General features: G+C 61.7%; 5 protein-coding genes. 1 reads left to right on the top strand and 4 read right to left on the bottom strand.

What is annotated here, in order from left to right; genetic code table 11:
- Window positions 1-16 precede the first annotated feature (16 nt).
- The 4 genes from VIM98_RS18350 to tviB form a co-directional block, all read right to left on the bottom strand.
- Window positions 17-1,417, bottom strand: coding sequence for a TIGR03013 family XrtA/PEP-CTERM system glycosyltransferase (locus VIM98_RS18350; RefSeq protein ID WP_331994548.1), 1,401 nt, complete (start codon window positions 1,415-1,417; stop codon window positions 17-19).
- A gap of 90 nt (window positions 1,418-1,507) precedes the next feature.
- Window positions 1,508-2,314 carry a 4'-phosphopantetheinyl transferase family protein gene (locus VIM98_RS18345; RefSeq protein WP_331994547.1) on the bottom strand — a complete coding sequence of 269 codons (807 nt, stop codon included), beginning with the start codon at window positions 2,312-2,314 and terminating at the stop codon, window positions 1,508-1,510.
- A 6-nt stretch (window positions 2,315-2,320) separates the two neighbouring features.
- Window positions 2,321-4,000: a GMC oxidoreductase gene (locus VIM98_RS18340; RefSeq protein ID WP_331994546.1), complete on the bottom strand. Its 1,680-nt coding sequence runs from the start codon at window positions 3,998-4,000 to the stop codon at window positions 2,321-2,323.
- Between the two features lie 70 nt (window positions 4,001-4,070).
- Window positions 4,071-5,348, bottom strand: coding sequence for a Vi polysaccharide biosynthesis UDP-N-acetylglucosamine C-6 dehydrogenase TviB (gene tviB, locus VIM98_RS18335; RefSeq protein WP_331994545.1), 1,278 nt, complete (start codon window positions 5,346-5,348; stop codon window positions 4,071-4,073).
- Window positions 5,349-5,631: 283 nt separating this feature from the next.
- Here tviB and VIM98_RS18330 point away from each other — a divergent pair.
- Window positions 5,632-6,808: FAD-dependent oxidoreductase (locus VIM98_RS18330; protein WP_331994544.1), on the top strand; the 1,177-nt coding region annotated here is incomplete at its 3' end.

Here is a 6,808-nt window from a genome sequence, read left to right as displayed (position 1 = left end):
GGGCTGCCACAAAGCTTCAACGGGCACCACGGCCGAACAACACGACTTCCACGGTCTGCACGAGAATCAGCAGATCGAGCATGAGATTGTGGTTCTTGACGTAGAACAGGTCGTACTTGAGCTTTTCGGCGGCGTCTTCCTCAGAGGCGCCATAGGGATAGCTAAGCTGTGCCCAGCCAGCCAAGCCGGGCTTCAGACAATGGCGCAAGCTGTAATAGCGAATCTTCGGCTCCAGGTTGGCGACGAATTGCGGCCGTTCCGGGCGTGGGCCGACGATGCTCATTTCGCCCTTGAGTACATTCCACAACTGCGGCAACTCGTCGAAGCGCAGCTTGCGCGCAACGCGGCCCACGCGAGTGACGCGGTCGTCGTGCTGGCTGGCCCAGCGCGCGACACCGTCGCGCTCGGCATCGGTGCGCATGCTGCGGAATTTCAACAACCAGAAAGTCTTGCCGCGTTCCCCAACGCGCTCCTGACGGTACAGGATCGGCTGGCCGGCGCCCGACTCGAGACGGATCGCCAGCACCATGCCGAGCATCAAAGGCCAGGTGAGCGCGAGCAGTACGCCGGCGGCGGCCAGGTCAAAGCAGCGCTTGCTGAACCGCCGTAGCGGCGTAGCATTGAATCCGCCAGAGAACACCAGCCATGACGGATCGAGCAACGAAAGCTGCACGCGACCGGATTCGCGTTCGCAGAAAGTGGTCAGGTCGGTAATGGCTATCCCGGATTGACGACAATCGAGCAGATCGTCCATGGGGAGATTGCCCCGCCGATCGTCGACACCGACGACGATTTCATCGACCTGGCGTCGCTGCACCAGCGATTGCAGCGAACTGTTCGCTCGCAGGAGCTGATCGACCGGAATCGCGGTTTTCTCGTTCGGGCAGGGCACATAGCCGACGATGCTGAAGCCACGCCGATCCGAGCGCCGACGCATGCGGTTATGGATCTGCGCGGCACGCTCGCCGGCACCGAGGATCAGCACCTGGCGCTTGAGTGCTTCGATCTCCACCAACCGCATGAACAGCAGGCGAAATCCCAGCACCGAAATCAGGCCTAAAGGCAAGGCGATACCCATGACACCGCGCCCGACATAGGCTTGTGGCAACACGTAATAGGCGACCACCAGCCCAAGGCCACCGAGGGCGAAGGCGACGATCAGGCGCGTCAGAAGACCGAACCAGCTGTTGCGCATGTGCGACTGGTACAGGCCGAGCGCTGCCATCCCCAACATGATTACCGCGGCAAACAACAGCGAGCGGCCGATCAGATGGTGCGAGAATTCGGCCAGTTCTTCGGGCTCGTTGAAATAGCGCGTACGCATAGCCAGGCTGAATGAGCCGGCGAGCAGAAACAGCTCGCAGAACCCGAGCAACAGCAGCCAGCGTACAGCCTGCCTTCGCAGAAAACGAAGCATGCAGATTCCCCCTCGTCGATTACAACTCCCTAAACGTGATTGGAGGCTACGCTTGGTGTGCGTAGGCGGCGATATCACGGACGGCGGGTTTCAGTTAGACCGAATGGATGTCTCAGCGCTGTTACAGCCGTATACATCGTTGCTGCATCGATCCAGCCAGTACAGTCGATGCGACATCGCACCGGCCGGCACGGCCAGGGCGCCGACCAGGCTGGCGGGCAGATCGAGATCGCGCACATGGCAGACGGCGGTACGGCCGCACGATGCGGGCGCTGCGACGATTGTATTTTCAGCGGCGGCCATGCTCGCAGGATCCTCATTTAAACCGGTGCCAAAAGCTTTGAGCAAAGCCTCTTTGCGTGTCCAAAGCGCAAGCAACCTCGTTTCGCGCAGCGGGGTCGGCAGCCCCGATAGCTGCACGCATTCGGCCGGAGTGCAGAACCTTGGCATCAGTGCGCTCAAATTCATTTGCGAAGGCGATCTCTCGATATCCACGCCGATGCAATCGGCTTCGCCGACCGCGATCGCCACCCAACTACCGCTGTGACTGAGACTGGTGACCCATCTGGTTCCTGGCAGGTGGGGCTGGCCTGACGCTGTGCTTACCAAAGGCACCGCGCTTATCGGCACATTCAGGCAGGCAGCGAGGACGATGCGCCATACCGCATGTCCCACGGCATACGGTTCGCGGTCGCGCTCGAAGCGAAAACGCATGGCGCGCGCCTGTTCGACTGCATTGAGTAGCCCGTGCACAGAGGCAATGTGCGTATTCCACAACGTACTGTCGAAAACCAGCACGCAGGTTGCTCCAGGAGAAGGTGGGGCAAAGCCGGCATAATCCAGGGCACGTTGCGTGGCAACCAGAAACGCGTTGGTCGCTGCGGCTGGCTGAGACATGGCGCCTTAAAATATTCCGGTCGAACTGCACGTCTGCAGCAGGCTGCGCAGGTCTTCGGCCAGGCGCAAGCTCAAGGCAACGATGGTAAATGTAGGGAACGCCCAGCCGCCCGTAGGGAAAACCGAGCTGCCTGCAATGTGCAGGTTGTCCATGCCGTGCACGCGGCAACGGTTGTCGACGACGCCTTGCCGCGGATCGTCGGACATGCGCGTGGTTCCCAGGTGATGCGCGGTGCCATGTACATTGGGCACTTCGTCCCCGGCTCCGCCCACCCAGGGAGCCGGGACGTAGCGGCCGTTGCAGGCACGGGCCAGTTCCGTGCCGAACAACATGGACGCAGTGCGATAGGTATGTTTATCCAGTGCGGTCAGTTGCCAGTCGACGCACACCTTGCGCAGGCCTAACGCATCGAGTTCATGACCCAGCGTGACGCGGCTATGCGGATTCGGTGCCTGCTCGAAATACCCGATCAGTTCGACGTGGCCGCTTTTGACGGCGGACTTGTCGCTGAGTTTGCGTGCAAAAGCTTTGGCGATATCGCCGGCACCCATGCCGACACGTAGGGCCAGGCGTCCCACACTTTGCGACCCTGGCAAAGGGCCTGTCGCAGGCATAGGGCCATTGTGCATCGCTGCGCACAGCCGTGCCTCCAGCGCTTCGCCTTCGTCGAGAACGGTCTTGCGCAAGGCCGCGCGTAGTTCGCGCAGCGCCTGGATGCCCTTGGGTACTTCGGTCTCTACGGCGAAAGGGTGCACACGTCCGCTAAGCAGCCCATGCGCGCGCTGCGCCCGGTCGGACAGCCCGATTTCCGGAAATATGGAACTAGTGCCGCGATTGAGATCGCGGTCATAGGGGCGCGTCAGACGATCGGGGGCGTCGGTCAGAACGCGGCCGATACTACCGCTGGGGTGATCCATGAAGTAGCGCCCTACCAGATCGTAAGCATTGCCCAGTCCGCGTGGCAGAACCGAGTCGGAAAGCAAGAGCAGGCGCGCGTTCTCGATGCCACCGGACGCGAGGACATAGTGGCGGGCGCGAACGCGCCCGGTGCGGCCGTCCAGTGCGCCGATGCGCGCCTGCTTGACGGCTTTGCCGTCGGAAGCCGCTTCCAGTTCGAGCAGGTTGGCGTGCAGCAGCACGGTAATATTGTCGGCTGCTTCGAATTCGGCGCGATAAGCCGCGCCGAAAAAGATCGGGCTGCGCGCGAAGATCTGGTTGACCAGCTTGTCGGTGTCGAATGGGACAGGTTCGCGTGGTAGTGCACCGACGAACGAGCCATCGGCGAAATCGTGGCTATCGAGCTGGCAATAGTCCCTGGCTTGCTCGTAGTAGGGTTGGAGTTCGTCGAACGAGATTGGCCAACCGCTGTCCGGCACCCAGTCGCGTGTCTCAAGGTCATGCCGGCTGAAAGTGATGCAGCCGCCGCCCCAGAGATTGCAACTGCCTCCGAACACGCGCATACGCGAATGGATGGGATCGAAAGGCGGATTGCCTACCGATGTGCCATGGAACAGCGCCTGGCTTTCTTCCTCGCCGTTCAGTCCACCGCCTTCGATGACGCAGACACGGATGGCTGTGCCCATGAACGAGCGCGCAATGGCAATGCCCGCTGCGCCTGCACCGACGATACACAGGTCGGCATGAAAATCGGCTGGTGCCGATACGTCCAGATAATCCAGGATCATCGCTGCGTACTCCACCCGGGCCCCTCTTGCGGGAGCATCTTCATTCCCAAGCGATTGGCTTGCACAGTCATTACAGCCGGCCATCGACCGCTTCGCGCGGCAGCACATATTTGACGTCGTAGAGCACCGCCGACGGCTTGCCGTAGCGGCGTATGCCGTCGGCACCGAGTTCGGTGTACTGCCGATGCCCGACGGCGACGATCACCGCATCGTAGCCCCCGGTTGCCGGTTCGGTAACCATACCCAGATCGTACTCGTGCAGTGCTTCGGCCGGATCGACCCAGGGATCGTGCACGTCGACGTCGGCGTTATAGCTGTGCAGCGCATGCACGATGTCGACGACGCGCGTATTGCGCAGATCCGGGCAGTTCTCCTTGAACGCCAGACCCAAAACCAGCACACGCGCTTGCACGGGATTGATGCCCTTGCGCACCATCAGCCGGATCACCTCGCCGGCGATGTAAGGACCCATGCCATCGTTCGTACGTCGTCCGGCCAGGATGACGTCCGGATGGTGGCCGACTTCTTGCGCCTTGTGCGTCAGGTAGTAGGGGTCTACGCCGATGCAATGGCCGCCGACCAGGCCGGGACGGAACGGCAAGAAGTTCCACTTGGTGCCAGCCGCCTGCAGTACGTCGAGCGTGTCGATACCGAGCTTGTTGAACAGGATCGCCAGGTCGTTGACCAGCGCGATATTGAGGTCGCGCTGGGTGTTCTCGATCACCTTGGCAGCCTCGGCAACTTTGATGCTGCTGGCCTTGTGCGTGCCGGCAACAATCACCGAGCCGTAGAGCCGGTCGACGTAGTCGGCGATCTCGGGTGTCGAGCCTGAGGTGACTTTGAGAATGCTGGTCACGCGGTGCTGCTTGTCCCCGGGATTGATCCGCTCTGGGCTGTAGCCGGCGAAAAAATCGCGATTGAAGACCAGGCCGGAGGTGCGTTCCAGGATCGGCACGCAGACCTCTTCGGTACAGCCTGGATAGACCGTCGATTCGTAGATCACGATGTTGCCTGGCGTGAGTACCCGTCCAAGTGTCTGGCTAGCCTTGATCAACGGCGTAAGGTCCGGCCGTTTGGCCGCATCGATCGGTGTAGGCACGGTCACGATATAGACATTGCGGTCGGCAAGGTCCTCCAGCCGACCGCTGAACCGCAAGTGCGGGCTGCTGGTCAGTTCCTCGGCATCCACCTCCAGAGTATGGTCTACGCCAGCGCGCAGCTGCTCGACGCGAGCCTGGTTAATGTCGAAGCCGACCGTGTCGTATCTCTTGCCGAACTCCACTGCCAGCGGCAAGCCCACATAGCCGAGCCCGATAATGGCGATCTTGCTGTCTTCGAGGCGCCGCATGCCGGTCATCCTTGTCGCTTCAATTCGATTGCCATACACGCAACGATATGCGCGCCCATGATGCGTCGTAGCGGGGCAGTTGGTTGAGCCATGGATTTTCCCCCGTGTTCGGCGAAGCGACGTTAACAGGCCGGGGCGCAGTTGCCCCTACCACATACGACTGTAGATCGAACGGCCGATAGGCGTGCGGCCCCTCGGCGAGCCTGAGTGGCGATGCCAGCGCAATAACATGCGTCTGGCTTATGCTATGGCCATCGTTGCGTCCACCTCTGCAGAGACCGTTATGGCCGACCGGATCGTGTATTTGCTGCCCGAACTCCCAGCGATCGACCACGGCGACCTGCACGATCGGGATGCACAGCGTTTTCCACGCCTGAGCGAAGAAATGACTCGTCGCGTGGCCGGGTACGGCCGTGAAGAAGAAGTCCCCGCCGGCACGATGTTGTTCGAGCGCGGGCAACGCAACGTCGATTTCTTTCTCGTGCTCGAAGGTCGCATTCAGATTTTCGATCGTGGCCCCAACGGCTGTCCGCGTGAAGTGGTCACGCATGACGCCAACCAGTTCAGTGGAGAGCTCGACCATCTCAACCAACGCAGCATCCTGGTCTCGGGGCTGACGGCGATGCCGACCCGGCTGGTGCGCATCGAGCGTCGGAGCTTCCTGCGCATGCTCGCCGCCGAAACGGATATCAGCGAGATCGTCATGCGTGCTTTCATCCTGCGTCGTGTAGGCCTTATTCGGTTGGGCGGCGGTGGCGCGGTGATTGTCGGGCCGGGGCACGACGCGCATACGTTACGTTTGCAACGGTTTCTGGTTCGCAACGGCTTTCCCCATCGTCTGCTCGATACGGAATCGGACAGCAATGCGGATGACTGGCTGCGCGGCTTCGATATCGCACCTGGGCAATTGCCGGTGGTGGTGACGCCTGACCATAACTTGCTGAAGAATCCAAGTACCGCCGAGCTAGCCGATAGCCTCGGCCTGACTGAAACCATCGAGCCCGATCGCGTCCACGATGTGGCGGTAATCGGGGCTGGCCCGTCTGGCCTGGCCGCGGCGGTCTACGCCGCTTCCGAAGGGCTGGACACCATCGTGATCGAAGGCATGGCGCCGGGCGGCCAGGCGGGGACCTCATCGAAGATCGAAAATTACCTGGGGTTCCCGACCGGTATTTCCGGCCAGGCGTTGGCTGGGCGAGCACAGGTGCAGGCGCAGAAATTCGGTGCGCGGCTGGCCATCTCGCGTCATGTCACCGCTATCGATTGTTCGTCGCGGCCTTTCCGCCTGATCCTGGACGACGGTCACGCGGTCCAGGCATGTACGCTGGTGGTCGCCACCGGCGCACGCTACCGCAAGCTCGACGTGCCCGGTTACGAGCGCTTCGAAGGCCAAGGCATCCATTACGCGGCCACGCCGATGGAAGGCCAGCTCTGCCAGGGCGAAGAAGTCGTGGTCGTCG

It is taken from the genome of Dyella sp. (assembly GCF_036568765.1).
Lineage (GTDB): Bacteria > Pseudomonadota > Gammaproteobacteria > Xanthomonadales > Rhodanobacteraceae > GSA-30.
Note: the sequence above shows the minus strand (reverse complement) of the source record. Positions and strands in the feature narration are given on the sequence as shown.

What these genes read in the sequence shown, in the direction of transcription:
- VIM98_RS18345 (WP_331994547.1), bottom strand. Translation starts at nt 2,314, where the DNA reads ATGTCTCAGCCAGCCGCAGCGACCAACGCGTTTCTGGTTGCCACGCAA.
- tviB (WP_331994545.1), bottom strand. Translation starts at nt 5,348, where the DNA reads ATGCGGCGCCTCGAAGACAGCAAGATCGCCATTATCGGGCTCGGCTAT.
- VIM98_RS18350 (WP_331994548.1), bottom strand. Translation starts at nt 1,417, where the DNA reads ATGCTTCGTTTTCTGCGAAGGCAGGCTGTACGCTGGCTGCTGTTGCTC.
- VIM98_RS18340 (WP_331994546.1), bottom strand. Translation starts at nt 4,000, where the DNA reads ATGATCCTGGATTATCTGGACGTATCGGCACCAGCCGATTTTCATGCC.